Here is a 25067-nt window from a genome sequence, read left to right as displayed (position 1 = left end):
AGTTTCAGATTGCGGCACATATAAGTCGCTTGAGACGGATTAGTTCGTTCTCCATATCGTTACTTCACTGTTGCTGCCTGTCCGTGACATTAAGGATTCGCAACAATGATGCATATAAGGCCCGCAATGCGGGTGTTTCCCCCCCTTCCGGCCGGCCGGAACGGTAATTATCATTCCAGGCATATGTGTCGATATGTGCCCAGCGCACGTCTGTTTTGACGAAATTCCGCAAAAAAAGAGCCGCCGTGACCGCCCCGGCCATGGGTTTGGCCGACACATTGTTCAAATCCGCCACCGGGCTGCGCAGCCAGTCGGCATATCCGTCCCACAGGGGCAGCCGCCACAGCGGGTCGTCGCAGGCCCGGCCAGCCTGCAGAATCGTATCGGCCACGCTGTCGTCGGTACTGAACAGCGCCGGCAGGTCCGGACCCAGCGCCACCCGGGCGGCGCCCGTCAGGGTCGCGGCATCCACCAGCAGGTCCGGCGACATCTCGCAGGCCTCGGTCAGCAAATCGCACAGGACCAGGCGTCCCTCGGCGTCGGTATTGCCGATTTCCACCGTCAGGCCGGATCGTGTCGTCACAACATCCGACGGGCGCATGGCCTCGCCCGAAACGCTGTTCTCCACACAGCCCAGCCGCACCTCCAGCCGCAGCGGCAGGTCGCGCGTCATGATCAGCTGGGCCAGCGCCAGCATCAGCGCGGCCCCGCCCATGTCCTTCTTCATGCGCAGCATCGACGACGCGGGCTTGATATCGTAGCCGCCGGTGTCGAAGCAGACCCCCTTTCCCACCAGGGACAGCAGCGGCGCATCATCGCCTGCCTGCGTGCCGCGCCAGTGTGCGACCACCACCCGGGGGGCACGGGCTGAACCCGCCCCGACATGGGCAATGGTCGGATAGGCCTGCGCCAGATCCCGCCCCTTCACGATCCGGACCTCGGCGCCCAGCGGTTCGAGGGCCCGGCGCGCGGCCCGCGCCAGTTCGGTCGGCCCCATCAGGTTCGGCGGGGTGTTGATCAGGTCCCGGCCCAGCCGGATGGCGCGGGCCACCTCGGCGCCGGCAGCGCCCCCGGGCGGCACGACCAGGCGGGCGATGTCGGCCGCGTCCTCCGTCTTCCGGCCGAAAGCAGGCATCCGATAGGCGCCCAGGCAAAATCCAAGCACGGCGGTGGCCGGCGTCAGCCCCGCGGGCAGGGCCATCGTCCAGGGGCCCGCCGGCAACGCATTGGCCAGGCCGCCGAACAGGAACGGATCGGTGCGATCGCCGACACCCAGCACCGCAGCCGCCACGCCGTTGCTGCCGGGCACCAGGGCCAGTTCCCCCGCCCGTCCCTGAAACCCGGAATCGCGCAGAAACCCCGCCCCGGATTCGCCGATTCGGGTTGCCAGGTCGCCGACGTCGCCCTGGCGGAGCACATGCACCGTCCGCATCCGTGCGCGCCTGCCCCGGGTGGCCGGCAGCAGGCACGGGAATTCTTCAACGGACATGGCAAACCTCCGCGATCCTGTTGGACATCCTGTGGGCGCAGCCTGCGTCCATGCGGGCGCCGGTGCAACCATCCGCCGGCAATTCCACGCAAACACACGGGTTTTGCTTGCATTCCGCCCTGCGCCATCTGACCATACGGACATGACGGGTGTACCCATGGGGGCAGGCCCCCTTCGCGCCGCGCGCCGCGCCTCCGACACTGCCGTCGCCTCGCGCGTCAGGGCGGTTCTCGGCCCCACCAATACCGGCAAGACTCACCTGGCGATCGAACGGCTGCTGGCCCATTCCAGCGGCGTCATCGGTTTCCCCCTGCGCCTGCTGGCCCGCGAAAATTACGAACGGATGGTGGCCGCCAAGGGCGCCGGCGCCGTCGCCCTGATCACCGGCGAGGAAAAGATCATCCCCCCGGGCGCGCGCTGGTTTTCCTGCACCGTCGAGGCCATGCCCCTGGACCGGATGGCGGAATTCGTCGCGGTGGATGAAATCCAGCTCTGCGCCGATCCCGATCGCGGGCACGTCTTCACCGACCGGCTGCTGCACGCGCGGGGCCTGGTGGAAACGATGTTCCTGGGCGCCGAGACCATCCGCCCGCTGCTGCGCCGCCTGGTTCCCGGGGTGGAGATCGAAAACCGCCCCCGGCTGTCCCAACTGGCCCATGTCGGGGCAAGCAAGCTGACCCGCCTGCCTCCCCGCTCGGCGATCGTCGCGTTTTCGGCGACCGAGGTCTATGCCATCGCCGAACTGATCCGCCGGCGCCGGGGCGGGTGCGCCGTGGTCATGGGCCAGCTGTCACCCCGCACGCGCAACGCGCAGGTCGCCCTGTATCAGGACCGCGAAGTCGATTACCTGGTCGCCACCGACGCCATCGGCATGGGCCTGAACATGGACGTCAACCATGTCGCCTTCGCCGGCCTGTCGAAATTCGACGGGTCGCGGGCGCGCCCCCTGACGTCGGCCGAAATCGCGCAGATTGCCGGGCGCGCCGGGCGCGGCATGCGCGACGGCACCTTCGGCACCACCGGCACCTGCCCCGCCCTGCCCGACGAGGTAACCGAAGCGGTGGAAACCCACAGGTTCGATCCGATCGAGCGGCTGTTCTGGCGCAGCAGCGACCTCGATTTCGCCAGTCCCGAGGCCCTGCTGACCAGCCTGAGCCGTCCCCCGCCGACATACGGGCTGACCGCGGGCAACGAGGCCTCGGACGTGCTGACGTTGTCCAGCCTGTCCGCAATTCCTGATATCCGGACCCTGGCGCGATCGTCCGGCGCCACCCGGCTGTTGTGGGAAGCCTGCCAGATTCCGGACTTCCGGAAGCTGGGGGATGAGACCCATACCCGCCTGTGCGCCCGCATCTTCACCCACGTCATCCGCGACGGACATGTTCCCGCGGCCTGGATGGAGTCCCAGATCGCGGCGTTCGCGCGGCCCGAGGGCGATATCGATTCGCTGATGCACCGCCTGTCGGGGATCCGTGTCTGTTCCTACATCGCGGCACGGCGCGACTGGGTCCGCAATGCCGAGCACTGGCAGGCCCGCGCCCGGGATGTCGAGGACCAGTTGTCCGATGCGCTGCACGAACGGCTGACGGCGCGCTTCGTCGACCGCCGCGCCGCGTCGCTGATCCGGCGGCTGGACGAATCCTCGGGCGGCGACGACCTGCTGTCCGCCGTCACCACCCAGGGCGAGGTCGTGGTCGAGGGGCACCCGGTCGGCCGGGTGGCCGGCCTGGACCTGGCGCCTGACCCGGAGTGCGATCACCCCGACCGGCGCCTGCTGCTGCGCGCCGCGCGGCGGGCGTTGCGCGCGGAAATTCCCCGTCGCGTGCACAGCCTGACCACGGCCGGGGACGATGCGTTCGAAATCTCGCCCGATGGGCGGTGCCTGCTCTGGGACGCCGCGCCGATCGCCCGGTTGCGCGGCGGCGATGACCTGCTGCGTCCGCGCATCGACGTGCTGGACAATGCCTTCCTCGACGGCGCGCAGCGCGAGCGGATCCGCGCCCGCCTGACAGCATGGCTGGACCGGCAGGTGCACGAGGTCATGGCCCCGCTGTTCGCCGCCCGTGCCGCCGTGGAGCATGACCCGGCGCTGCGCGGCATCCTGCATCGCCTGATGGAACAGGGCGGAGTCGCGATCGGCGGTGACCCCGTGGCCCCGATCCTGCGCGGCCGGCTGAAGGTGCTGGGCGTCCGGGTCGGGCGTCATGCGATCCTGATGCCCGGCCTGCTGCGTCCCGCCGCCATGCGGCTGCGGGCCGTCCTGCTGGCGGCACGGGCGGGACGGCCCCTTCCCGTTTTGCCGCCCGTCGGCGCGGTGTCCGTACCGGTGGACGAGCATCGGGACCCGCTGCTGACCCGTATGGGCTGGATTGTGGCCGGCCCGGTGCGCCTGCGTCTGGACATCGCCGAAAAACTGTCGGCGGAACTGCGCTGGCGCGCCCGCAACGGCCCGGTTCCCCTGCCCGACGGACTGCCGTCGCGTCTCGGCGCCCGGCCCGAGGCCGTGGCCGCCATCCTGAAGGCGCTCGATATTCCTGTCCGTGCCGCGCGTCCGCTGAAGGACTGCGAATATGGGCCGGCGGCTCCCCCCATGCTGGCCGCGACGCCCGAAGCCCGGCGGCGTCACCGTCACCAGAATCGCGCAGGCGCCCCCCGGGCCCGGACATCCGACAGTGCCGATGAGGTCATACCGGTGACCATCGCGGCCCGCCCCCGTCCGGGGGGCGGACGACGCACGCCCGCCGTGCCCGATGGCCCCTTCGCCGTCCTTGCGACCCTGAAGAAGCGCCAGTCGTCGTGAGGCGTGATGCGCGTGGGGACGCCGACACACCGGAGGCGCAGAGGCTGGACCTGTGGTTGTGGTGCGCCCGCTTTGCCCGCAGCCGCCCCGATTGCGCCCGCCTCGCCGAGGCCGGCGCGGTGCGGATCAACCGCCAGCGCACCGAGAAGGCCCATGCGCTGGTGCGGCCCGGCGACATTCTGACCTTGCCCGGCCCCGGCGGACGGGGTGTCGTGGTGTTGCGGATCGTGGCCCTGGCCTCGCGACGCGGTCCGGCCGCCACGGCCCGGCTGCTATATGACATCGTCCCGGAACAGGCACCCTCGCCGTCGCTTGCCGCCGGATAAGGAGAACGCGCCGGCCAGTGCGCGGTCTTTGACTTGCCACGACGTCAAAAGACTTTCATATCTGCGCGCATTGTAGGCGAGGACCAGCATGGCCGGCCCCCTCGCAGGCCCCAAGGCTGGCGACGTCACGCCAGCCTCCAGATGATCGGAGACGAACGATGACCTACGTGGTCACCGAAAACTGCATCCGCTGCAAATTCATGGACTGTGTCGAGGTGTGCCCGGTCGACTGCTTCTACGCCGGCGACAATTTCCTCGTCATCAATCCCGACGAGTGCATTGATTGCGGCGTGTGCGAGCCCGAATGTCCGGCGGAAGCCATTGTCCCCGACAGCGACGACCGTGCCGCGGCCTGGGCCGAGATCAACGCCAGCTATTCCGCCAAATGGCCCAACATCATCCGCAAGGGCACGCCCCCGGCCGACGCCGAGGAATGGAAGGACAAGCCGAACAAGAAGGACCTGCTGTCGGCCGAGCCCCACAAGGACTGAGGCACCACAGCGTTCGGACCGGCGGGCCACTTGCCCCGCCGGTCCGCCCCACGCCCGGGGCTCGCGACATGAAATACGAAAAAGGCCGGTGAGGATCATCCTCACCGGCCTTTTTCGTATCCCGCATCCGGGATGTTGCCCCGGACAAGTGGGGCCTGCGGGTGACCGCAGGCCCCATCAGGATCAACGCGACATCATGTTGATCGCGGTGTCATGCATGATGAACAGCGTTCCACCGATAAGGATCAGCACGGACATGACCGTGAAGGCAAAGGCCATCACGTTCCAGCGCTGCTCCGACGATCCGTTCATATGGAGGAAGAACACCAGATGAACGACGACCTGCACGGCCGCCAGGACCGAAATCGCGACAATGGTACCGGTCGGAGAGAAGCTGTGGGCCATGACGACCCCGAACGCGGCCGCCGTCAGCAGAACGGCAATCACGAACCCGGTAAGGTAAGACCCTACGCTTCCGTGGCTCTCGCCCGAATGGGCTGTATGTGCATCAGCCATCAGATCACACTCATCAGATAGACAAAGGTGAAGACACAGATCCAGACGATGTCCAGGAAGTGCCAGAACAGGCTCAGGCAGGTGAGCTTGTTCATCATCCGCTCGGACAGGACCGTCTTGCCCATGGACTGGACCATTACGACCGCCATCCACAGAAGGCCGCACGTAACGTGCAGGCCGTGCGTGCCCACCAGCGTGAAGAACGCCGACAGGAAGGCGCTGCGATCCGGGCCGTTGCCCTCGGCGACCATGTGAGAGAACTCACGGATTTCCATGAACAGGAAGCCCAGGCCGAGGAGGAATGTGACGGCCAGCCACATCCGCATCGTGCTCACCTTGTTCTGGTGAGCCGAGATCATGCCGAAGCCGTAGGTGATCGAGCTGACCAGCAGGATCGCGGTTTCGATTCCGACGCCCGAAAGCTCGAAGATCTCCTTGCCGGTGGGACCACCGGCAAACTGGTTCCGCATCACCGCGAACACTGCGAACAGCGTCCCGAAGATGAGGCAGTCCGTCATCAGATACAGCCAGAACCCGAACACCACGGGAGATTCATGGTGTTCGTCGTGGGCGTGGGCCGCATCAGCTGTCATATCGTGCGCCATTATTCCGCCGCCTGTGCTGCCATGAGGTTACGAGTATGCTCGTTCTCGATACGGGCAACTTCCGACACCGGCACATAGTAGTCGACGTCGTTGTTGCTGCTCCGCGCGATCACCGTCGCGATGACGCCGATCAGGCCGAGAGCCGCGAGCCACCAGATATACCAGATCGCCGCAAAGCCGAGGACCAGGCTGAACGCGCCGACGAAGAAGCCGGCCGACGTGTTCTTCGGCATGTGGATCGGCTGATAAACCGAGCCGGCCGCACGCGTATCAATGCCGGCTTCCTTGTCGTGAGCGAAGGCATCGAGGTCATGCACCGTCGGGACGACGGCAAAGTTGTAGAACGGCGGGGGCGACGAGGTCGACCATTCCAGCGTCCGGGCATTCCACGGATCGCCCGTCAGGTCGCGGTTTTCCGCCAGGTTGCGGTCACGGATGGATACATACAGCTGCGTCAGCTGGCAGACGATGCCGCATGCGATCAGCACGGCGCCGAACACGGCAACCAGCATCCACGGATACCAGTCCGGGTTGTCGTAGTGGTTCATGCGACGGGTCATGCCCATGAAGCCCAGGACATAGAGCGGCATGAACGCGAAGTAGAAGCCAATGAACCAGAACCAGAACGCCCGCTTGCCCCACGCTTCGTTCAGCTTGAAGCCGAAAGCCTTCGGGAACCAGAAGTTCATGGCCGCGACATAGCCGAAATACACACCGCCGATGATGACGTTATGGAAGTGGGCGATGACGAACAGGCTGTTGTGCAGGACGAAATCGGCGGCCGGGATGGCGAGCATCACGCCGGTCATGCCACCGATCGAGAAGGTGATCATGAAGCCGATCACCCAGTACATGGTCGCGTGGAACTCGACGCGGCCCTTATACATGGTGAACAGCCAGTTGAAGATCTTCACGCCCGTCGGGATCGCGATGATCATCGTCATGATGCCGAAGAACGCGTTGACGTTCGGGCCGGCGCCCATGGTGAAGAAGTGGTGAACCCACACCACCAGCGACAGCACCATGATCGAGCAGGTCGCATAGACCATGGTGTTGTAGCCGAACAGCGGCTTGCGCGAGAACGTCTGCGTGATTTCGGAGAACGCACCGAAGGCAGGAAGGACCAGGATGTAGACTTCCGGATGACCCCAGGCCCAGATCACGCTCAGATAGAGCATCTGGTTGCCGCCGCCGTCATTGGTGAAGAAGTGCATGCCCAGATAGCGATCGAGACCCAGCAGGCCCAGCGCCACCGTCAGGATGGGGAACGCCACCATGATCAGCACGGTCGTGCAGAAGATGGTCCAGGTGAAGACCGGCATCTTCATGTAGGTCATGCCCGGCGCGCGCATCTTCACGATGGTGGTGAAGAAGTTGACACCGGTCAGCAGGGTGCCCACGCCCGAGAGCTGAACCGCCCAGATATAGTAGTCGACACCGACACCGGGGCTGAACTGCGTTTCCGACAGCGGGGGATAGGCCAGCCAGCCGCACTGCGAGAACTCACCGATGAACAGCGAGATGTTGATCAGCACGAAGCTGACCGTGGTCATCCAGAAGCTGAGCGAGTTCAGGAACGGGAAGGCCACGTCACGGGCGCCGATCTGCAGCGGGACGATCACGTTCATGAGGCCGGTCATGAACGCCATCGCCATGAAGAAGATCATGATGGTGCCGTGGGCGGAGAAGATCTGGTCATAGTGATGCGGCGGCAGGTAGCCCGGGTTGCCGGCGTAGGCCAGCGCGAGCTGCGAGCGCATCATGATGGCGTCCGCGAAGCCACGGAACAGGGCCACCAGCGCCAGGACGATATACATCACGCCCAGACGCTTGTGATCGACCGAGGTCAGCCACTCTTTCCAGAGATAGCCCCATTTGCCGTAATAGGTGATGAGGCCGAACACCGCCAGGCCCGCGATCGCGGCACCAGCGAATGTTCCCACAAGAATCGGCACATCAAACGGGATGTCCGACCAGCTTAATTTTCCTAACATCTGTCCTATTCCTTCATGTTCATGTCGGACATCGCGGACTGCACATGCATCATCTTGCCGGTGCTCTTATCCATGACCATGCCGTTGTTGTACTTGGCAACGATCCCGTCAAAGAGGCCCGGTTCGGCATGCGAGAAATATTCGACCGGGTTCGCCTCGCTCGGCGCCGCCAGCTTCGGATAGTTGGAGCTGTCCAGCTGCTCGGAAGAGGCCTTCACCTTCTGGACCCAGGCAGCGTAGTCGTCGTTGCTCATCGCCAGCGCGCGGAAGCGCATGTCGGAGAAGCCGCGGCCGCTGAAGTTCGCGGATTCGCCGGCGTAGTTTCCAACATCGTTCGAGCTCAGGTGAAGCTGCGTCTGCATACCCGCCATGGCATAGACCATCGAGCCCAGCTGCGGGATGAAGAACGAGTTCATGACCGAGTCAGAGGTGATCCGGAATTCGACCGGCGTATTCACCGGGAAGGCCATCTGGTTGACGGTGGCGATCCCCTCGTCAGGGTAGACAAACAGCCATTTCCAGTCGAGCGCCACGACATCGACATGGATGGGCTTCACGTTCGCCTCTTCGTCGATCGGGCGATACGGATCCAGCGAAATGCAGGTCTGATAGGTCAGAACCGCCAGAAACAGGATGATGAGGCTGGGAACGACCCAGATCACGACCTCGATCTTGTTCGAATGCGACCATTTCGGCAGGTATTCGGCATTCGTGTTCGACTGCCGGTACTGCCATGCGAACAGCAGCGTCAGGACGATGACCGGCACGACGACCAGCAGCATCGCATAGGTCGCGGTCAGGATCAGGCTCTTTTCCTGAATGCCGATCACGCCCTTGGGGTTGAGGGTATCCCAGTCACATCCCGCCAAGAGGAACGCTGAGGATAAACACAATAAATTCGATAATCTTGGCAAGATTTTTTTCTTCATCTCACGCCTCGTTGGTTTCGACATCACCCTTGCTCACATGCTCGCTTCGTCCACGGGCCCAAAACAATCACGGTCACGCTTCATGTACGTTACGGGACCGGAGTCCCGGCCCCGTCATCCCGCAGTGCCTCACATCAAGTGACATCCAGCCTTCGTCCACCCATCATATCGGAATACGAGGTCTCCGTCGGTTCGATCCCGTCATGAGTATCCTTCTGCCTTTCGGCCATGATCTCGATCAAGGATTTCGCCCCGACAGCGGCCTCGTCCTTCAGTGTGGACGCGAACGGGTGCAGTGCCGCCTTGTGGTCTGAAGCGTCTCTCTGCGCAGTTACCCTTTCGTACAGTTCTCTTTCTGCCTTATCCGACCTGAACGACCTTGCAGGCAAGACTTCACGGAATGTTTCAGTTTATTTCGATATCAACCGATCCGATTTTATAAATCATTTTAATTCAATGAATTACGCACTGCGATCACCGATCACATACTCGTCATTGAACTCTTTCCCGGGAAGAATAAGTCTTATTTTAGCCGATTTTCCGGCCCGGATTTTCGGATTTGTTTTTGGTTTGTTCCAGGCGCGCCACCGGTCAAAAAAAAGCCCCGCCATCCGGCGGGGCCTTTCGCTGAGTCGGGGAAATGAATGACGCGGCGTTCAGCTATCCTGATTGCTGCGCACGCCCATGAACTGCAGCAGGAACTGGAACAGGTTGATGAAGTTCAGATAAAGCGCCAGCGCGTCGTACACGCCGCGCTTGGCAGCGCCTTCCGGCCCTTCGTAATAGGCGAACTGCTGATAGCTCAGCTTGATGCGCTGGGTATCGAACGCCGTCAGCCCGACGAAGATGAAGACCCCGACGATGCTGTAGAGGAACGCCAGGCCCGCACTGTGCAGGAACATGTTGACGACGCCTGCGATCACCAGGCCGAACAGGCCCATCAGCAGGAACGACCCGAACCGGGTCAGGTCCGTCTTGGTCACATATCCCCAGATCGACATGGCCGCGAACGTCCCCGCCGTCACGAAGAAGACGCGGACCACCGAAACGCCGGTGAACGTCATGAGAATGCTGGACAGACTTGCCCCCATCACGGCGCAGAACAGCCAGAACAGGGTCTGGACGGTCTGGCGCGACAGGCGGTTGACGCCCAGCGACATCACCAGCACGAATCCCAGGGGCGCGATCATCGCCAGCATGCCCAGGCCGGTCGGACGCACGGCGACGCCCATCTCGGTCACGACCTCGCTGAAGAACGCGGCGCGCAGCCCTGTGTTGGCAATCAGGAACGCCACGATTCCGGTCAGCAGCAGGCCGGACGCCATCCAGTTATAGACGCGCAGCATGTAGGCACGCAGTCCCAGGTCGATCGCTCCGGCGCCTGCACCGGCGCCGGCGGGTCGGGACATCGTTCGAAAATCCGGGCTGAAAGCCATGTTATCCTTCCTTGTCCGGACAGTCCGGACCTATTGCTTCTGTGATGTGGGACCCGAAACGATCAATTCAAGGAAAAAAGGGCCGCCATCCGAATTACAATCCGTAAATTTTGGCGGCTTCCATCACGCATTACGACCTGACCGCCCGCCTCTGGAAATATATTATATATGCAGCAGGCAGGCGAGTAGAGCTTTCTCCTGCCCTATCAGAAGGCGGAGGCCGGCCGATGAGACTTTTCGTCGCCCTAGAGATCGCATCCCCTCTGCGCGAGGCCATCGCGGCCCTGCGCGGAAGCCTTCCCGACGTCAGGTGGGTCGATCCCGAGTCATATCACCTGACCCTGCGCTTCATCGGCGAGGTGCGCGGACGCCCTGAGCAGGAGGACATCGACCATGCGTTGTCGGCCATCCATGCCCCCGCCTGCCTTCTGATCCCCGAGCCGCCGGGTCTGTTCGAACAGGACGGCGGACAGGATACGCTGTGGGTCGGCATCGCCCGCACCGCCCCCCTGCTGCATCTTCAGAAGAAGATCGACACCGCGCTGCGCCGTACGGCCGGCCTGCAGGTCGAACGCCGGCGCTTCCTGCCGCATGTCACGATCGGTTCCAGCCCGCGGTTGCCGGACGGGAGGATGTCGGCGTGGCTGGCCCACTATGCCGCAACGCCGCTTCCAACCCTTGAAGCAACCCACCTGACGCTTTTCCAATCGCTGCGCGGCGCCGGGCATCCCGTTTACGAACCCTTGGCCGAATACCGCTTCGCACCGTGATTCTCCATTTTCGACGGGCACGGTGCGACGTGGCCGATTCGCAGATTTATGCGCTTTTCGAATTTCAAATATTAACAATGAATATTAATTTGTCCGGCAAGTTTAGCGTCACCGCGTGCCATATCGCGCCTGACTGCCATTTTATCATTCCGCAACGGATTTCCCGCGGCTTGCGAATCTGGTTCAGTCATGCATGGCGTGCAGTCTTCGCATTCGCGCGACGCCAGAACACTAAAACGTCAGGCGACTGTCGAAATAGTCACATTATGGTCTGACAAGTCGGATACGCCCATTTCGGGACCGTCCAGAACCGGTACTATCCGGTTTTTCTTTCTGTCACGAGGACTTCGGACATGATGCGAGCCGTTTTCGGGAAAAGACGCTCTCTGCGAGGAGCGCTTGGCGCCGGGACGATATGCGCGGCCCTGGTTTCCGGCCACGCGGTTTCCACCCTTGCCGCCGACGCCGGTTTCGGGGCGACGGGCGAGGCAATCATCCACGCCGATGACCATCCCGGAAACTGGTTGACCTACGGCCGCACCTATTCCGAGCAGCGTTACAGCCCGCTGGACCAGATCAACCGGTCCAACGTCGGCAATCTGAAGCTGGCCTGGTATTACGATCTGGACACCAACCGGGGGCAGGAAGGCACGCCGCTGGTGGTTGATGGCGTGATGTACGCGACCACCAACTGGAGCAAGATGAAGGCCCTGGACGCGGCGACGGGCAAGCTGCTGTGGGCCTATGATCCGCGGGTTCCCGGCAACATCGCCGACAAGGGGTGCTGCGATACGGTCAATCGCGGGGCCGCGTACTGGAACGGCAAGGTCTATTTCGGAACATTCGACGGCCGCCTGATCGCGCTGGATGCCAAGACCGGCAAGCTGGTCTGGAGCGTGAACACCATTCCCGCCGACGCCACGCTGGGCCACCAGCGGTCCTATACCGTCGACGGCGCGCCGCGCATCGCCAAGGGCCGGGTCATCATCGGCAATGGCGGCGCCGAATTCGGGGCGCGCGGCTTCGTCTCCGCCTTCGACGCCGAGACCGGGAAGCTCGACTGGCGCTTCTTCACCGTGCCGAACCCGGAAAACAAGCCAGATAACGCGGCATCCGACAGCATCCTGATGAGCAAGGCCTACCAGACCTGGAGCCCGACCGGCGCCTGGACGACCCAGGGCGGCGGCGGAACGGTGTGGGATTCCATCGTCTATGACCCCGTCACCGACCTGGTCTATCTGGGCGTGGGCAACGGATCGCCCTGGAACTACAAATACCGCTCCGAGGGAAAGGGCGACAATCTCTTCCTGGGCAGCATCGTGGCCATCAAGCCCGAGACCGGCGAGTATGTCTGGCACTTCCAGGAAACGCCGATGGACCAGTGGGACTTTACCTCGGTCCAGCAGATCATGACGCTTGACCTGCCCATCAACGGGCAGACCCGGCACGTCATCGTCCATGCGCCGAAGAACGGCTTCTTCTACATCATCGACGCGAAGACCGGCGAATTCCTGTCGGGCAAGAACTATGTCTATGTGAACTGGGCCAGCGGCCTCGATCCGAAGACCGGTCGCCCGATCTACAATCCGGACGCGCTGTACACCCTTAACGGCAAGGATTGGTACGGCATCCCCGGCGACCTGGGCGGCCATAATTTCGCGGCGATGGCCTACAGCCCGCGAACCGGCCTGGTGTACATCCCCGCGCAGCAGGTCCCGTTCCTGTACACAAACCAGGTCGGCGGCTTCAAGGCCCACCCCGACAGCTGGAATCTCGGCCTGGACATGAACAAGGTCGGCATCCCCGATTCACCGGAAGCCAAGCAGGCCTTCATCAAGGACCTGAAGGGCTGGATCGTCGCCTGGGATCCGGTGAAGCAGCAGGAAGCCTTCCGCGTCGATCACAAGGGTCCCTGGAACGGCGGCATCGTGGCGACGGCGGGCGACCTGCTGTTCCAGGGCCTGGCGAATGGCGAATTCCACGCCTACGACGCGACGAACGGCGCCGACCTGTTTCACTTCGCGGCGCAGAGCGGCATCATCGCCCCGCCCGTCACCTACCTGGCCAACGGCAAGCAATATGTCGCGGTCGAGGTCGGCTGGGGCGGCATCTATCCCTTCTTCCTCGGTGGGCTGGCCCGGACCAGCGGATGGACGGTCAACCATTCGCGGGTGATCGCCTTCTCGCTGGACGGCAACGCCAAGCTGCCGCCGCAGAACGACAAGGGGTTCCTGCCCGTCAAGCCGCCCGCCGATTATGACGGCAAGCGGACCGACAACGGGTATTTCCAGTTCCAGACCTATTGCGCGGCCTGCCACGGCGACAATGCCGAGGCCGGAGGCGTGCTGCCCGACCTGCGCTGGTCCGGCGCGATCCGCCATCAGGACGCGTTCTACAACGTGGTCGGACGCGGCGCCCTGACGGCCTACGGCATGGACCGTTTCGACATGTCGATGTCGCCCGAGCAGATCGAGGATATCCGCCAGTTCCTGATCAAGCGCGCCAATGACACCTACCAGAGGGAGGTTGATGCCCGGAAGAACGATGCCGGCGTGCCCCAGCAATGAGGCCCTTCATGCCGACTTTCCGTCTTTTTTGCATCAATGCGACGCACGGTGAACAGAATGCTCAACAGGCTTAAAGTTGCGATCGGCACGACGACGTTCGGTCTTCTTGCCACGGGGGCGATGGCGCAGACGCCCGATCAGGCGCTGATCGACAAGGGCGCCTATGTCGCGCGACTGGGCGACTGCGTCGCCTGTCATACGGCCCTGCATGGAAAGACCTATGCGGGCGGCTTGGAAATCAAGAGCCCGATCGGCACGATCTACTCGACCAACATCACGCCTGACGCGACCTACGGCATCGGGCGCTACACGTTCGAGGATTTCGATCGGGCCGTTCGCCACGGCGTGCGCCAGGACGGGTCGACGCTTTATCCGGCGATGCCCTATCCGGCCTTTTCGCGCATGACCAGCGACGACATGCACGCGCTCTATGCCTATTTCATGCATGGGGTGACGCCGGTGGCGCAGCCCAACAGGCCGGTCGAAATCTCGTGGCCGCTGTCGATGCGCTGGCCCCTGTCGATCTGGCGCATGATGTTCTCGCCCTCGCCCACCGAGTTCAAGCCCGCCCCCGGGACCGACCCCGTCGTCGCGCGCGGCGAATATCTGGTCACGGGCCCGGGCCATTGCGGCGCCTGCCATACCCCGCGCGGTTTCGCCATGCAGGAGAAGGCGCTGGACGCCAGCGGCGGCGCGGTATTCCTGTCCGGCGGGGCGCCGATCGACAACTGGGTCGCCCCCAGCCTGCGTAACGACCCGGTGGTCGGCCTGGGCCGCTGGTCGGAGGACGATATCTATTATTTCCTCAAATCGGGACGTATCGACCATTCGGCGGTCTTTGGCGGCATGGCCGACGTGGTGGCCTGGAGCACCCAGTACTTCACCGACGACGATTTGCACGCGATTGCCAAATACCTGAAAAACCTTCCGCCGGTGCCGCCGTCGCAGGGCGAATATACCTATGACCCGTCCACCGCCGATATGCTGGTATCGGGCAAGACGGCTGGTTCCGCCGGGGCCGATGTCTATCTGGAACAATGCGCGATCTGCCATCGCAATGACGGCGGCGGCGTGCCCCGCATGTTCCCGCCGCTGGCCGGCAACCCGGTGGTCGTGACGGACAACCCCACGTCCCTGGTCAACGTGATCGTCAATGGCGGCGTGCTGCCGCCGACCAACTGGGCACCGTCCGCCGTGGCCATGCCGGCCTATGGCAAGACCTTGTCGGCGCAGCAGATCGCCGATGTGGTCAATTTCATCCGGTCCAGCTGGGGCAACCGCGCGCCTGCCAGCGTCACGGCAGCCGATGTCACCAAGCTGCGTGCCACCGGGGCGCCGGTTTCCAGCAGCGGATGGAACACCTCCAGCAGCGGCTGGCTGATCTTCCATCCGCAGCCTTACGGCACCGGATGGACGTTCGCGCCGCAGACCCATTCCGGGGTCGACCAGGCCCAGTAACCGGCCTCCGCTCTGTCGCCTTGCTGATTGCCGCCGCGGGAGGAACCTCCCGCGGCGGTTTTCTTATGCGCCATCCTTTGGCACAGTCGGGGCGTTACAATCCGGGCGTGGCGACACCGAACGGAGTGAGAGATCATCCCATGGAACGCATCGTGGTCCTGACCGGGGCCGGCATCAGCAGGGAATCGGGCCTGGACACCTTTCGCGATGCCGACGGGATCTGGAGCCGGTATGACATTGCCGATGTCTGCACGCCCGATGCCTTCCGGCGCGACCCGGCGCTGGTGGACCGGTTTTACAATGACCGGCGGGCCGAACTGGGCCGCGTGCGCCCCAACGCCGCCCATCTTGCGCTGGCCCGGCTGGAGGAGGCAGCCCGCACGGGGCAATGGCCCGGCGAACTTCTGATCGTCACGCAAAACATCGATGATCTGCACGAGCGTGCGGGCAGCCGGAATGTCTGGCACATGCATGGCGAATTGCTGCGCGTGCGGTGCACCTCGTGCGGCGGCACGCCCGAATGGCAGGCCGATTGCCTTCCCCATACGCCCTGCCCGCTCTGCGGCCGGCCGACCTTGCGGCCTGACGTCGTCTGGTTCGGCGAGATCCCGCTGCATATGCCGCGCATCGAAGCCGCGCTGGAGGCGTGCGACCTGTTCGTGGCAATCGGAACCTCCGGCACCGTCTATCCCGCCGCCGGTTTCGCGGCCCTGGTCGAAGGCCACGCGGACACGCTGGAGATCAACCAGAAACCATCGGCCGTTTCGACGCGCTTCGACCGGTTCATGACCGGGCCCGCCACGCGCATGGTGCCGCGCTGGGTCGACGAGAGGCTGGCCCGATGAAAGTTCCGCGACGATGACGGACGGATCATCGGACCGCGAGTTGGACGATTTCCTCCGGCAGGTCAGAGCCTGCACGGCCTGCGCGGCCAACCTGCCCCTGGGGCCGCGCCCGATCCTGCACATATCGCGGACGGCACGGATCCTGATTGCAAGCCAGGCCCCCGGCACCCGGGTGCATGAGACCGGCATATCCTTCAACGATGCCTCGGGCGATCGCCTGCGCGGCTGGCTGGGGATCGATCGGGACGTTTTTTACGACACCCGCCGCATCGCCCTGGTGCCGATGGGGATGTGCTACCCGGGACGGCTTCCCAATGGGGGAGATCGTCCACCCCGCCCCGAATGCGCGCCCTTATGGCGCGACCGCATCCTGGCGATGATGCCCGATATCCGGCTGACCCTTCTTGTCGGCTCCTATGCCCAGGCCGCCGTGCTGGGGCCGGGGCGTGTCGAGGACCGCGTCCGCAATTTTCGCGATGTCATGCCGCGCTATTTTCCCCTGCCCCATCCGTCCTGGCGCACCGGGGCATGGGAACGCCGCACCCCCTGGTTCGCGACTGACGTGCTGCCTGCGCTGCGAGCCGCGATCCGTCCCCTGCTGGAGGCGGATCGCGCGTCAGGATGAGGCTGCGCGGACGATCGTCAGGGCCAACCCCTCGATCCCGGCCGACAGGATCTGCACCCCGATGCACAGCAGGATCAACGCCGCCAGACGCGACACGATCCGCGCGCCGGTCACGCCCAGCAGCGTCATCAGCCGTTCGGCGTAGGCATAGGCCAGCCAGATCGTCGCGGCCACCAGCACGGCGGCCGCCGACAGCGCGACATAGAACAGGATGCTGCCCGACGATGCCGGCCGTGCGGCGCTCAGGGCGATTGCGACCGAAATGGTGCCGGGGCCGACGGTGAACGGCATCGTCATGGGAAAGAACGCCATTTCCGTCCAGCTTGGCGCCGCGATGGTACGCCCCCCCTGGCGGGCCTGCTCCTCCTTGCGGGCCGCGACCGCTTCGGGCGCCTGCAGCAACGCCCACGCACGAACCGCAACCACCAGTCCGCCGGCGATCCGCAGCGAGTCGATCGTGATGCCGAAGAAGGCCAGGATGGCGCTGCCGATCCAGATCGAGGCGATCAGCAGGCATGCCGAATACAACGCGACGGCGCGGGCCAGCGCCAGGCATTCGGACCGCGTCCGCCCAGCCGTCACCTGCGTGAAGATCAGTGCGGCGCCGATCGGGTTGACGATGGAAAACAGCGCCGGAAACGCCAGCAGGAAAATATTGGTCAGGGCGGCGAAATCGGTTGCCCCGCCCGGGGGCAAGACGGCGTGAAAAGTGGGCGGCATGATCTTCGTTCCCGTGGGGGCAATGGCGCCGGATGGCGCCACGCGGGATCAGTCCTACCGTTTTTCCGAAGCCCGGCCGCCCGTCAAGACCTGTCGGGGATGCGGGCGACGACCGACAGCGGTTGCCCGCCTTCCACCGGCTGCATGATCGCCCGGACCGCCGCCACGCTCTGCGGAACGCAACACAGATAGGTCGTGCTCTCGCCGGCCGCGCCGTCCAGCGGCCACGACGTCAGGCCCAGGTCGTTATACACGTCCAGCATCGACGTCCCGACCCGCCAGAAGACCGGCTGCCGTCCCTCCTGCACCGCCAGGTCACGCAGCCACCAGATGGCCGAGGCACAATCGTCCCATGCCCCTGCCGGGTCGCCCAGGCCGATCAGGAAGCCATGGGTCCGCAGGAACGGCAGCATCGCCTGTCCGGCGGCACCGGGGATCAGGCCCGCCGGCGTACCGGGGCCTGGATCGTCCACCGCATGGTCCAGCGCGCGATACTGGGCCTGCCCGTCCTCATCCCACGGCAGGACGACGATCTGGCCGGGGCGGACCAGGCGCCCGATCATGACCAGCCCCAGCACGACGGCCAGCCCCATCGTCCAGCGCGCCACGCCATGGGTCGAGGTGAAGAGCATGACCTCCCACCAGCTTCCGCCGACCTCGTCACGCGGGCCGGAACAGACCAGCACCAGCACGCAGCCGATCAGCAGGATCAGCGACAGGATCGTGCGGAACGCCAGCGGCTCGCTGAGAATGCGTGCATGGCGATAATAGGAACTGCGGAACGGGGCGATCAGGATCGTCACCAGGCCCAGGATTCCCGGAACGGCCAACGAGGCCCCGCGCAACAGCGTCAGGGCAGCGGCGCAGACCAGAAGGCCCAGCGTCACCTTCCACGCCAGGGTCACGCGCTGCGACAGGCCGACCGCCAGGCCGATCAGCGCCACCCCGATCAGCGACAGCAGGTAATCGCCCGCCACCCCGACCAGATGGTGCAGACCGCCGGCATTCGTCCACGACGCGGGGTCCAGGATCGTCAGCGCGACCAGCAGCGCGCCGCAGATCGACACCGCGCCGGTGGCCACCACGACCGAGAAATCGGCCTCGCTCTCGCGGATCACATGGCTGGGGCGGGTTTCGCGCGGGCCGCGTCGGGGGGCCTGCGGCGCGGCCTTGCGGGCCAGGGCCGCATCGCCGCGCAGGAACAGTTCGTGCCCGGCGAACATGATCCCGGCCAGAAACAGCGGGATGATGTAATAGAACAGGCGGAAGACAAGAATAGTGCTGATGATCTGCGTGGCCTGCAGGTACGGGCTCAACGCCAGCATCATCGCCCCATCGAATACCCCCAAGCCCCCCGGCACGCTGGCCATCAGCCCCGCCGTATAGGATGCGATATAGATCGCCAGGAACACGCCGTATCCCAGGCCGGTGCCCGGCGGCAGGAAAATATAGGCGATGCCCGCCGTCGCAGCGATTTCGGCCGCCGCGACGGCCGTCTGGGCCACCGCCATGCCCGGCGACGGAAAGGTGATGGTGTGCCGCCACAGCCGCACTTCCGACAGCCGAAGGCCCAGCAGGATATAGGTGGCGACCCCCAGCCACATCAGCAGTCCGATCGCCCACAGCAGGGCATGCGGCAGATGCCCGCCGATGATCGGCACGGAGCCCGGTTCCATCAGCAGCACCGCGCCCACCAACGCGCCTGCGCCCAGCAGATAGGTGGCCGAACAGAAAGCGATGATCTGGGCGATGGCGAAAGGACCCAGGCCCCAGTTGCCATACAGCCGAAAGCGCACGGCCGCCCCGGAAATGGCGGAGAACCCCAAATTGTGGGACAGCACGTAGGAACAGAAGGACGCGAACGCGGTGCGCCGGAACGACACGCGGCACCCGACCTGCACGACCGCCAGGCAGTCGTAGAAGGACAGGATGAAATAGGACAGGACGGTGCAGCCCATCCCCAGGGCCAGGGTCGAGGCCGGAATCGTCTTCAGCGCCGCGCGGATATCGTTCCAGTGCAGGTTCCGGACCTCGCGCTGGACCACCACGATCGCGGCGATCATCAGCACCAGACCGATGGCATGGGGCACATGCCGCAGTATCCGCCGCCAGCCATGCGGCGGCGGTTTCGGCGCTTCAGGCGTGATGTTCCGGTTCAAAGGCATGACGGATCCAGGAACGTCATGTCACGATCCGCCGGGGCCTCAGACCGCGCCGGCGCCTGTCGACGCGGCCATGGATGCGCGGGCCAGCGCCGCCTCGATCAGTTCGACCGTTTCCCCCACGCCGTACAGCCCGATGAAAATGCCGAAGCGCGGTCCTTCCTTCTGGCCCAGCAGGACCTCGTACAGGCACCCGAACCAGTTGCGCAGCGGCTCGAACCCATGGCGCTTGCCGATCTCGAAGACCAGGTTCTGCAAGGTGTCGGGCTCGGCTGGCCCATCAGCCGTGGGACCGTCGGCAAGGCCGCGCAGATTGTCGGCCAGGTCGGCAAGCGCCGCGCGCTCCCGCGCGTCGGGCTGGCGATAGGTTTTCGCCGGCCGCACAAAATCGGCATAATAGACGATCGCGTGATCCACCAGGCGCGCCAGCATCGGGCATGAGTCCGGCGACGCCGCCGAATCGTAGCGGCGGATAAACTTCCACAGCACGTCCGGGGTTTCGGCGTTGGCGACGCTGGCCAGGTTCAGCAGCATGCCGAAGGTCAGCGGACTGCCGGCATCCGGGCCGATCCGCCCGGCATGGATGAACCAGGCCGGGTTCGCCGGCAGCGCCGGGTCGTCGTCGGCCAGGGTGGCCGCACGGGCGGCATTGGCCAGATATTCGTCCGCTGCCTTGGGAATGACGTCGAAGAACAGGCGCTTGGCCCGCTGCGGGGCATTGAACATGTACTGCGACAGGCTTTCGGGCGGCGCATAGCGCAGCCATTCCTCGACCGAGATCCCGTTCCCCTTAGATTTGGAGATCTTCTGCCCGTTCTCATCCAGGAACAGTTCGTAGGTCAGGCCCGCCGGCGGCTCGCCGCCCAGAATCCGGCAGATCTTGCCCGACAGCTTCACGCTGTCGATCAGGTCCTTGCCGGACATTTCATAATCCACGCCCAGGGCGAACCAGCGCATGGCCCAGTCGGCCTTCCACTGCATCTTGGCGCCGCCGCCCGTCACCGGGGTTTCGAACACCACCCCGTCCTCGTCAGTCCAGCGGACAGTGCCGGCATCGGCGTCGATCGCGTCCATGCGTACCTGCATCACCAGGCCGGTGCGCGGGTGGATGGGCAGCACGGGGGAATAGGTCGCGCGGCGATCCGGCCCCAGGGTCGGGGCGATGACGGACACGATTTCGTCATGGACCTGAAGCACCCGGCGCAGCGCGGCGTCGAACCGGCCGCCGGTATAATAGTCGGTCGAGGAGGCAAATTCGTAATCGAAGCCGAATCCGTCTAGGAAGGACCTGAGCCGCGCATTGTTGTGGGCGGCGAAGGATTCATGGGTGCCGAACGGGTCGGGGATCCGTGACAGGGGCTTGCCCAGGTGCTGGCGCAGCATGTCGCCGTTCGGCACGTTGTCCGGCACCTTGCGCAGGGCGTCCATATCGTCGGAAAACGCCAGAAGACGGGTGGGGCGTCCGGTCAGCCGCGTATAGGCCTGGCGCACCCAGGACGTCCGCGCCACTTCGCCGAACGTGCCGATATGCGGCAGGCCCGACGGACCGTACCCGGTTTCCAGCAATGCCGGCCGGTCGTCGGTCCCTGCCCGTTTTTCGACGTGCGCGGCCAGCCTCGCGGCTTCCTCGAAGGGCCAGGCCTTGGGCAGGGGGACGGGGGCGGGACGGTTCTGTTCGGACATGATGCGCGGAAGCTATGAACTGGAATGGCACGGGTCAATCCAAACCATACATCATCTTCATGCCGGAATAATGGGCGATGATGCCGGTAACGGGCGACAGGCGGCCATATGTCCCCTATATGTTCCCGTGATGGCTGCGTCACTTTCCCCTTCGGACATGCCGCCCGCGCTGGTCGCGCACCACGGTTCATGTTCGCTTCTGACCCCGGATGGCGAACTCCTGACCCTGTCGTCGGAAGACGCGGTGCTGGAATTGCGCCAATGGCCCGCACCGCTGGTGGTGCATGCGCCGCTGACTGCGCGACGGCTGGGCCTGCCGCCGCTGCCGCAGCCCACCCCGTGGCTGGACCTGCTGGAACTGTTCGTCTTCGCCCTTCCCGGCCGCACGATGCCACCCACGGTGCGGGGCCTGGCCCAGGCGCTGGAACTGGACGACAATCGGATCGGATCGGCCGAGGCCGACCTGCTGCCGGAGCTTGCGGATATCCTGCTGGACCGGGTCGCCACCTTGCGCGCCACCCCGGCGGGCGAGGAAATGGCGGCCCTGGCCGTCAGGATGGAGCACGCGGGCTGGGCCTGGGGCCGCAGCGTGCTGGCGGCGCTGGGCACCGGGACGTCCCTGCCCCCCGAGGCCCTGCAACCGGGCGATGCGATCCGCGTCTGGCGGCGCCTGCCGAAATGGGAGGACGCGGCCCCCCGCCCCCCACCGGCCAATCATCCGGTGTCGGCCGCCGATGCCCGCCGCCGGCTGGGCGAGATTCTGGGCCCCGATGCGGAAACCCGGGTCGGACAGGCCGATTTCGCCGGTGCGGCGTCGGCCGCCTTCGCGCCCCGTCTGGTCCGGGGCGACCCGCATATGGTGCTGGCCGAAGCCGGCACGGGCACCGGCAAGACGCTGGGCTATGTCGCGCCCGCCAGCCTGTGGGCGGAGCGCAATGGCGGCACGGTCTGGATCAGCACCTATACCCGCCATCTGCAACGGCAGATCGAGGCCGAACTGGGCCGGCTCTATCCCGATGCCGCCGAACGGCGCAGGCATGTCGTCCTGCGCAAGGGACGGGAAAACTATCTCTGCCTCCTGAACATGGAGGAAACGGTGAATATTGCCGGCGCGCGCGGCGCGGCGTCGGGCAGCCTGATCGGCCTGTCGCTGGTTGCCCGCTGGGCGGGGGTCACGGCGGATGGCGACCTGACCGGGGGAGATCTGCCCGGCTGGTTCGGCGACCTGTTCGGACGCGGGCTGCTGGCCGGCATCGCCGACCGGCGGGGCGAATGCATCCACGGCGCCTGCCCGCATTACCAGCGCTGCTTCGTCGAACATTCCATCCGCCGGGCGCGGGACGCCGACCTGGTGATTGCCAACCATGCCCTGGTGATGAGCCAGGCGGCCTGGCATGCCATGGACGGCGACGAGGCGGGGGATGAGGACAATATTCCCACCCGCTACGTCTTCGACGAGGGCCATCATGTGATGGACGCCGCCGACAGCGCGTTTTCCGCCGAACTGTCGGGGCTGGAGGCCGCCGAATTGCGCCGCTGGTTGCTGGGCGCCGAAGGCGCACGGTCCCGCGCGCGGGGGCTGAAGCGGCGGCTGGACGATCTGGTCGTAGGCTATCCCCGCCTGGAAGCGCCACTCGAGGCCGCGTTGCAGGCCGCCCACGCCCTGCCCGCGCCCGGCTGGTCCGGCCGTCTGGCGGATGCGTGGCATTCAACGACCGAGGCTGTCACCGACGTTGCGACCGAAGCCGCGACCGAAACGGCGGAGATGCCGGGGGACCATGCGGCGTCGCCCCCGTCCCCGCTGGCACTGCTCGGCCCGACGAATGACGCCGCGTTGCCCAACCCGACCGAATGGCTGCTGCATCTTCTGGGGCAGCAGGCGCTGGCCCGGTCCACGGCACGCGCCCCCGCCGAGGGCGGACACCGGCCCGGCGCCATCGAATGCGACCTGCACCCCGTTGCCGACGCGGTCCTGCCGGCGGCCGCCGGCCTGGCGCGCGCGCTGGACCGCCTGGCGGCGGCGTTGCGTACGCTGGTGGACCGCCTGCTGGAGCGGCTGGAGGACGATACGGCCGAACTCGATTCGGCCACGCGCGAGCGAGTCGAGGCCGGGGTACGGACCATTCGCCGCCGGGCCCTGAGCCGGGTAGACGGGTGGGTTTCCATGCTCCGCAGTCTCGGCGCGCCGGCGGACGAGGGCGCGACACCACAGCATATCGATTTCATCCGGCTGGACCGGCGCGAGGGGCAACGCGCGGGCGAGCACGATGTGGGGCTGCATCGCCACTGGCTGGACCCCACCATTCCCTTCGCGACCGTCCTGGCCGCGCCCGCCCATGGCATCCTGGTAACGTCGGCGACCCTGCGCGACGAGAACGGACGGACCGACGGCGAGGAAACCGAGCGCGCGTGGGAAGCTGCCGAGGCCCGGACCGGCGCCAGCCACCTGCCTTCGCCCGCGCTCCGGGCGTCGCTGGCAAGCCCCTTCGACTACCAGCGGCAGAGCCGCGCCTTCATCGTGAACGACATCCCCCACGATGATATCGGCGCCCTGGCCGGCGCCTACCGGACACTGTTCCTGGCAGCCGGTGGCGGCGGGCTGGGCCTGTTTACCGCGATCTCGCGCCTGCGGGCCGTGCACCAGCGTCTTTCGCAGCCACTGGAGGAGGCGGGAATCCCCCTGTACGCGCAGCATGTCGATGGCATGGACAACGCAACGCTGGTGGACATCTTCCGCTCGGAAGCCAATTCCTGCCTTCTGGGAACGGATGCGATGCGCGACGGGGTGGACGTGCCGGGCCGGTCGTTGCGCCTGGTGGTGTTCGAGCGCGTGCCCTGGCCGCGCCCCGACATCCTGCATCGCGAGCGACGCCTGCATCTGTCGCACGGCGCGCCCGGCGCGTATGACGACCGGATCGCACGCCTGCGGCTGCGCCAGGCGTTCGGCCGCCTGATCCGAAGCGGCGGCGATCGGGGGGTCTTCGTCCTGCTGGACCGGCGGGCGCCGTCACGCCTGCTGTCGGCCTTCCCCGAGGGGGTGGCCGTGCGCCGCGCGGGGTTGCGGGACGTCGCGCGGGACCTCGCGGCCTTCCTGCATGGACATGAAAACGGGGAAGACGGCATCCCGTCCTCCCCGCCTGCATTGTCCTGACGCGTTCAGCTAGAACGCGTTAAACCCTGGAATGCCGGATCAGAGCGGCTTCAGGTTCGATGCCGCCGCCTTGCCGCGCTCGGTCACCACGTCGTAGCTGACGCGCTGGTTCTCGTTCAGCCCGCGCAGGCCGGCGGCCTGGACGGCGGTGATGTGAACGAACACATCCTTGCCGCCATCTTCAGGCATGATGAAGCCGAAGCCCTTGGTCACATTGAACCATTTCACAGTTCCGGTAGCCATAGTCGTATTTCCTTATTCGCCTTGTCCGGCCGATTGCCCGACATCGGGGTTCTCGGACCATCGACGTTCAGAGGACCGGAAGCCGGGTTCCACCCGCCCCGCATCCACCCGCCGATCATGCCAGCCTCCATGGGCGCATGGATCGAGGTGCCTTGTCAATTCGCACGGCGGCGAGCACGGTCTCCGGCGGATGCAAAAAAAAGGCCGTCCACGCATGGACGGCCCCCTCTTTCCGTTTGTCCGGACGCTGCCCCGGC

Annotated in this window: 19 protein-coding genes; 9 read left to right on the top strand and 10 right to left on the bottom strand. The window is 65.5% G+C overall.

Annotation, left to right across the window (positions count from 1 at the left end; all coding sequences use genetic code 11):
- Positions 1-64 precede the first annotated feature (64 nt).
- Positions 65-1489: a leucyl aminopeptidase family protein gene (locus tag HLH34_RS07460; RefSeq protein WP_183118956.1), complete on the bottom strand. Its 1425-nt coding sequence runs from the start codon at positions 1487-1489 to the stop codon at positions 65-67.
- Between the two features lie 142 nt (positions 1490-1631).
- Here HLH34_RS07460 and HLH34_RS07455 point away from each other — a divergent pair, with 142 nt between their 5' ends.
- The 3 genes from HLH34_RS07455 to fdxA all read left to right on the top strand — a co-directional run bounded on the left by HLH34_RS07455 (position 1632) and on the right by fdxA (position 5106).
- The gene (locus HLH34_RS07455; RefSeq protein WP_183118955.1) at positions 1632-4289 is read left to right on the top strand and encodes a helicase-related protein; all 2658 of its coding nucleotides are present in this window, start codon (positions 1632-1634) and stop codon (positions 4287-4289) included.
- A complete protein-coding gene (locus tag HLH34_RS07450) occupies positions 4286-4615 on the top strand; it encodes an RNA-binding S4 domain-containing protein (protein ID WP_183118954.1) in 330 nt (109 codons plus the stop codon). The genes HLH34_RS07455 and HLH34_RS07450 overlap by 4 nt, the downstream gene beginning before the upstream one ends.
- Positions 4616-4773: 158 nt before the next feature.
- Positions 4774-5106: a ferredoxin FdxA gene (fdxA, locus tag HLH34_RS07445; RefSeq protein ID WP_183118953.1), complete on the top strand. Its 333-nt coding sequence runs from the start codon at positions 4774-4776 to the stop codon at positions 5104-5106.
- Positions 5107-5289: 183 nt separating this feature from the next.
- Here the strand turns inward: fdxA and cyoD are convergent, their stop codons facing one another.
- The 5 genes from cyoD to HLH34_RS07420 all read right to left on the bottom strand — a co-directional run bounded on the left by cyoD (position 5290) and on the right by HLH34_RS07420 (position 10586).
- Positions 5290-5622: a cytochrome o ubiquinol oxidase subunit IV gene (gene cyoD, locus HLH34_RS07440; protein ID WP_183118952.1), complete on the bottom strand. Its 333-nt coding sequence runs from the start codon at positions 5620-5622 to the stop codon at positions 5290-5292.
- Positions 5622-6227, bottom strand: coding sequence for a cytochrome o ubiquinol oxidase subunit III (cyoC, locus tag HLH34_RS07435; RefSeq protein WP_183118951.1), 606 nt, complete (start codon positions 6225-6227; stop codon positions 5622-5624). Before cyoC ends, cyoD begins: the two co-directional genes overlap by 1 nt.
- Positions 6227-8221 (bottom strand): cytochrome o ubiquinol oxidase subunit I, encoded by a 1995-nt coding sequence (cyoB, locus tag HLH34_RS07430; RefSeq protein WP_183118950.1) that lies wholly within the window; start codon positions 8219-8221, stop codon positions 6227-6229. The genes cyoC and cyoB overlap by 1 nt, the downstream gene beginning before the upstream one ends.
- A 5-nt stretch (positions 8222-8226) precedes the next feature.
- Positions 8227-9150 (bottom strand): ubiquinol oxidase subunit II, encoded by a 924-nt coding sequence (cyoA, locus tag HLH34_RS07425; protein ID WP_183118949.1) that lies wholly within the window; start codon positions 9148-9150, stop codon positions 8227-8229.
- A 656-nt stretch (positions 9151-9806) separates the two neighbouring features.
- Positions 9807-10586, bottom strand: a complete 780-nt coding sequence (locus tag HLH34_RS07420; RefSeq protein ID WP_183118948.1) for a Bax inhibitor-1/YccA family protein — start codon at positions 10584-10586, stop codon at positions 9807-9809.
- A gap of 227 nt (positions 10587-10813) precedes the next feature.
- Between HLH34_RS07420 and thpR the strand changes: the two genes are divergently transcribed.
- The 5 genes from thpR to HLH34_RS07395 all read left to right on the top strand — a co-directional run bounded on the left by thpR (position 10814) and on the right by HLH34_RS07395 (position 16851).
- Positions 10814-11356 (top strand): RNA 2',3'-cyclic phosphodiesterase, encoded by a 543-nt coding sequence (thpR, locus tag HLH34_RS07415; protein ID WP_183118947.1) that lies wholly within the window; start codon positions 10814-10816, stop codon positions 11354-11356.
- 353 nt (positions 11357-11709) lie between these two features.
- Positions 11710-13923, top strand: a complete 2214-nt coding sequence (locus HLH34_RS07410; protein WP_183118946.1) for a PQQ-dependent dehydrogenase, methanol/ethanol family — start codon at positions 11710-11712, stop codon at positions 13921-13923.
- A 57-nt stretch (positions 13924-13980) separates the two neighbouring features.
- Positions 13981-15381 (top strand): c-type cytochrome, encoded by a 1401-nt coding sequence (locus tag HLH34_RS07405; protein WP_183118945.1) that lies wholly within the window; start codon positions 13981-13983, stop codon positions 15379-15381.
- A 140-nt stretch (positions 15382-15521) separates the two neighbouring features.
- Entirely contained in the window at positions 15522-16226 is a 705-nt protein-coding gene (locus HLH34_RS07400) for an NAD-dependent deacylase (RefSeq protein ID WP_183118944.1), read from the top strand.
- Between the two features lie 13 nt (positions 16227-16239).
- A complete protein-coding gene (locus tag HLH34_RS07395) occupies positions 16240-16851 on the top strand; it encodes a uracil-DNA glycosylase family protein (RefSeq protein ID WP_183118943.1) in 612 nt (203 codons plus the stop codon).
- Here HLH34_RS07395 and HLH34_RS07390 read toward each other — a convergent pair.
- From HLH34_RS07390 to HLH34_RS07380, 3 genes are all read right to left on the bottom strand, one after another.
- Complete coding sequence (locus HLH34_RS07390; protein WP_183118942.1) at positions 16843-17571, bottom strand: MarC family protein; 729 nt, start codon at positions 17569-17571, stop codon at positions 16843-16845. The genes HLH34_RS07395 and HLH34_RS07390 overlap by 9 nt on opposite strands.
- A gap of 83 nt (positions 17572-17654) precedes the next feature.
- Positions 17655-19736, bottom strand: coding sequence for a lysylphosphatidylglycerol synthase domain-containing protein (locus HLH34_RS07385; RefSeq protein WP_183118941.1), 2082 nt, complete (start codon positions 19734-19736; stop codon positions 17655-17657).
- Positions 19737-19775: 39 nt separating this feature from the next.
- Positions 19776-21416, bottom strand: coding sequence for a lysine--tRNA ligase (locus HLH34_RS07380; protein ID WP_183118940.1), 1641 nt, complete (start codon positions 21414-21416; stop codon positions 19776-19778).
- Between the two features lie 130 nt (positions 21417-21546).
- On the opposite strand from HLH34_RS07380, the gene HLH34_RS07375 reads away from it, so the two are divergent.
- Positions 21547-24567: an ATP-dependent DNA helicase gene (locus tag HLH34_RS07375; RefSeq protein WP_183118939.1), complete on the top strand. Its 3021-nt coding sequence runs from the start codon at positions 21547-21549 to the stop codon at positions 24565-24567.
- A gap of 39 nt (positions 24568-24606) precedes the next feature.
- On the opposite strand, the gene HLH34_RS07370 is transcribed toward HLH34_RS07375, so the two are convergent.
- Complete coding sequence (locus HLH34_RS07370) at positions 24607-24810, bottom strand: cold-shock protein (protein ID WP_183118938.1); 204 nt, start codon at positions 24808-24810, stop codon at positions 24607-24609.
- Between the last annotated feature and the right edge of the window lie 257 nt (positions 24811-25067).

It is taken from the genome of Gluconacetobacter azotocaptans (genome assembly GCF_014174355.1).
GTDB classification, from domain to species: domain Bacteria; phylum Pseudomonadota; class Alphaproteobacteria; order Acetobacterales; family Acetobacteraceae; genus Gluconacetobacter; species Gluconacetobacter azotocaptans.
Note: the sequence above shows the minus strand (reverse complement) of the source record. Positions and strands in the feature narration are given on the sequence as shown.

What these genes read in the sequence shown, in the direction of transcription:
- HLH34_RS07455 (WP_183118955.1), top strand. Translation starts at nt 1,632, where the DNA reads ATGACGGGTGTACCCATGGGGGCAGGCCCCCTTCGCGCCGCGCGCCGC.
- HLH34_RS07420 (WP_183118948.1), bottom strand. Translation starts at nt 10,586, where the DNA reads ATGGCTTTCAGCCCGGATTTTCGAACGATGTCCCGACCCGCCGGCGCC.
- cyoC (WP_183118951.1), bottom strand. Translation starts at nt 6,227, where the DNA reads ATGGCGCACGATATGACAGCTGATGCGGCCCACGCCCACGACGAACAC.
- HLH34_RS07395 (WP_183118943.1), top strand. Translation starts at nt 16,240, where the DNA reads ATGACGGACGGATCATCGGACCGCGAGTTGGACGATTTCCTCCGGCAG.
- thpR (WP_183118947.1), top strand. Translation starts at nt 10,814, where the DNA reads ATGAGACTTTTCGTCGCCCTAGAGATCGCATCCCCTCTGCGCGAGGCC.
- HLH34_RS07410 (WP_183118946.1), top strand. Translation starts at nt 11,710, where the DNA reads ATGATGCGAGCCGTTTTCGGGAAAAGACGCTCTCTGCGAGGAGCGCTT.
- HLH34_RS07400 (WP_183118944.1), top strand. Translation starts at nt 15,522, where the DNA reads ATGGAACGCATCGTGGTCCTGACCGGGGCCGGCATCAGCAGGGAATCG.
- cyoB (WP_183118950.1), bottom strand. Translation starts at nt 8,221, where the DNA reads ATGTTAGGAAAATTAAGCTGGTCGGACATCCCGTTTGATGTGCCGATT.
- HLH34_RS07385 (WP_183118941.1), bottom strand. Translation starts at nt 19,736, where the DNA reads ATGCCTTTGAACCGGAACATCACGCCTGAAGCGCCGAAACCGCCGCCG.
- HLH34_RS07390 (WP_183118942.1), bottom strand. Translation starts at nt 17,571, where the DNA reads ATGCCGCCCACTTTTCACGCCGTCTTGCCCCCGGGCGGGGCAACCGAT.
- fdxA (WP_183118953.1), top strand. Translation starts at nt 4,774, where the DNA reads ATGACCTACGTGGTCACCGAAAACTGCATCCGCTGCAAATTCATGGAC.
- HLH34_RS07460 (WP_183118956.1), bottom strand. Translation starts at nt 1,489, where the DNA reads ATGTCCGTTGAAGAATTCCCGTGCCTGCTGCCGGCCACCCGGGGCAGG.
- HLH34_RS07380 (WP_183118940.1), bottom strand. Translation starts at nt 21,416, where the DNA reads ATGTCCGAACAGAACCGTCCCGCCCCCGTCCCCCTGCCCAAGGCCTGG.
- HLH34_RS07370 (WP_183118938.1), bottom strand. Translation starts at nt 24,810, where the DNA reads ATGGCTACCGGAACTGTGAAATGGTTCAATGTGACCAAGGGCTTCGGC.
- HLH34_RS07405 (WP_183118945.1), top strand. Translation starts at nt 13,981, where the DNA reads ATGCTCAACAGGCTTAAAGTTGCGATCGGCACGACGACGTTCGGTCTT.
- cyoA (WP_183118949.1), bottom strand. Translation starts at nt 9,150, where the DNA reads ATGAAGAAAAAAATCTTGCCAAGATTATCGAATTTATTGTGTTTATCC.
- cyoD (WP_183118952.1), bottom strand. Translation starts at nt 5,622, where the DNA reads ATGGCTGATGCACATACAGCCCATTCGGGCGAGAGCCACGGAAGCGTA.
- HLH34_RS07375 (WP_183118939.1), top strand. Translation starts at nt 21,547, where the DNA reads ATGGCTGCGTCACTTTCCCCTTCGGACATGCCGCCCGCGCTGGTCGCG.